The organism is Stenotrophomonas sp. Sm2128, assembly GCF_030985535.1.
GTDB classification, from domain to species: domain Bacteria; phylum Pseudomonadota; class Gammaproteobacteria; order Xanthomonadales; family Xanthomonadaceae; genus Stenotrophomonas; species Stenotrophomonas maltophilia.
In genome coordinates this window covers 1-2,413 of the sequence record NZ_JAPTFQ010000151.1, presented here as the reverse complement: position 1 = coordinate 2,413, position 2,413 = coordinate 1, and the positions used below count along the sequence as shown (strand labels likewise).

Genomic DNA, 2,413 nt, shown 5'->3' with positions numbered 1-2,413 from the left:
CGGGCAGGGTGGGAAATCAGCGACATGGACAGGCTCCGGGAGGGAAAACAACGCGCCATGATCGCAGCCCCCATACGACACTGCAGTGGCCATCGGTCATACGGCCAGACCCGGCATGGTCATTGTCGCGATATGAAAAGCGTCATCGTTTGACGTCAGTCTCCTGATTCCGGGCGCAGCGCACGGACTTTCACGCCGCTGCACCGCGAGCATCGGCACAACGGCAAGCGCCAGGGCCGTCCAGTTCCAGCCGGGTCGGGGGGATCCGAAGACAGAGGGAGAGAAGCGATGCGCAGCACCGCAACAGGAAGTACCGTCCTGACCCTGCTCCTCGGGCTTGCGACAGCGCAGGCGCAGGCCGCCGACGTGGTCGGCGTGGCCTTCGTGCATGGCACCGGCGCGCAGACCAACGCCACCCAGGACTACTGGCAGCCGGCGATCATCGACACCGTGCGCCAGGGCCTGCCGAACAGCAGCAACTACGTGGTCATCAACTGTGACTTCACCCAGTACATGTGGAAGCCCGAAGCTGCCGGTTGCCTGGCCAACCAGCTGACCAGCTTCATCGACAGCCGTGGCATCACCCAGCTGGTGGTGATCACCCATTCCAACGGCGGCAACGTGGTGCGCTGGATCCTGTCCAACCCGACCTACGACAGCCGCTATCCGAAGATCATCCGCACGGTGCGCAAGGTCACCGCGCTGGCACCTTCCTCGGCGGGTACGCCGTTGGCCGATGCGGTACTCAACGGCAACACCTTTGAAACCTCGCTGGGCTGGCTGCTGGGCTACAAGAACGACGCGGTGCGCCAGCAGCAGGTGGCGAGCATGGCCACCTACAACGCGCAGAACCTGTATGGCACGGCCGGTCGCCCGGCGCTGCCCAAGCCGTTCCGCGCGGTGGTCGGCAGCGACGTGGAATCGGCGGTGTGGGACAGCAACAGTTACTGCGGCGGCTATGCCGCCAACGTCGGCCTGGAGTTCACCCAGAACTGGCTGTCGTCCTGCTCCGATGGCTTCCTGGAGTGCAGCAGCCAGAAGGCCGCCGGCACCACCTGGTTCACCGACAAGGCGCGTACCCAGGGCGCAGAACCGCTCAGCCACAACCAGAGCCGCCGCGAGTGCTTCGGCCTCGGCACCCTGCTGCGCAACGACCTGACCCAGTGAGGGAGACGACCATGACGATTCAATCCACCCTGCTGGCCGGCGCCGTGCTGGCAGTATTGTCCCTTTCCGCAGCGCAGGCCGCGCAGCCGCTGCAGGCCGCCCGCGCAGGCGACCAGGTGCCCGCGGCGCTGGTTGCCGCGCCGTTGCCCGCCGATGACAGCGAACGCGCACCGCTGTCCTTCGCCTGGGCCTTGGACCCGGCGCAATCGCTGCAGGCGGCCACGCCGTATGCCTCGGTCAGCCGCAGCTACTGGCAGCAGGTCGATGGCGCGCAGCTGCAACGCGGCCTGGAGTTGCCGCTGACGGCGCCCGACGCGGTGATCCAGCTGAGCCCGGCCGAAGGCGCGCGGGCAGTGCCGGCAAATGCGTTGCAAGTGCGCGATCCGGCGGGCCGCAGCAGCGTGGCCCGCAGTGTCGACGCGCGCGCGCTGCAGCAGGCCGGCATGCCGGTGAGGGATGGCAGCAGCATGCTGCGCACCGGCGCGACCAGTGCCGCCGGTGCGTACACGCTGCAGAGCGCGCAGGCACAGGGCCGCTACGTGGTGCAGGTGCTGGAGCCGAACAGCCCGCTGCGGCTGGAAGTGCAGGCCAACCAGGCGCAGGTGCTGGCCGGTGGCAACGTGCAGTTGCAGGCACGCCTGCTGGAAGACGGCGCCACCACCGCGCAGCTGGCCTCGCGTCGTGGCGGCTTGGGCGGTGAAGCCCTGCTGGTCGCGCCCGATGGCCGCAGCTGGCCGCAGCGGTTGCTGCGCACCACCGATGGTGCCCTGCGTGCGCAGGTGCGGATTCCGGCTGATGTCGGCAACGTGCAGGGGCTGTGGGAACTGCAGGTGTTCGCCCAGGCCGATGGCGTGCTGCGCGATGGCAAGGTGGCCTTCGCGGTGGCGCGGCCCACTGCGCGCTTCAGTGGCCAGGCGGCACCGGACCCGGCCAGCCGCCAGGTAGCGCTGCCGCTGCAGGTGGCCGCCGCCGGTCGTTACGAGGCGCGCGGCACGTTGTATGCCACCGGCCGCGATGGCCAGCTGAAGCCGGTGGCGCAGGCGCACGCGGCCGCGTGGTTCGACGGTCCGCGCGCGGGCCAGCTGGTGCTGCCGTTCGACCAGGCCGCATTGCCGGTTGGGTTCGGTGCGCCGTACGAGTTGCGCGACCTGCAGCTGCAGGATCAGAGCCGGATGGCACCGATCGAATCGCGCGCGCTGGCGTTGAGGTTCTGAGCAAGGCGGTGGCGGGCCGGAACATCCGGCCC

Annotated in this window: 2 protein-coding genes; both read left to right on the top strand. The window is 69.1% G+C overall.

Annotated elements, in window-relative coordinates; translation table 11 throughout:
• The first annotated feature begins 288 nt into the window (after positions 1–288).
• The gene (locus O0K41_RS22165) at positions 289–1,167 is read left to right on the top strand and encodes a hypothetical protein (RefSeq protein WP_164222648.1); all 879 of its coding nucleotides are present in this window, start codon (positions 289–291) and stop codon (positions 1,165–1,167) included.
• 11 nt (positions 1,168–1,178) lie between these two features.
• Positions 1,179–2,381 carry a DUF4785 domain-containing protein gene (locus O0K41_RS22160; RefSeq protein WP_164222646.1) on the top strand — a complete coding sequence of 401 codons (1,203 nt, stop codon included), beginning with the start codon at positions 1,179–1,181 and terminating at the stop codon, positions 2,379–2,381.
• Positions 2,382–2,413 lie beyond the last annotated feature (32 nt).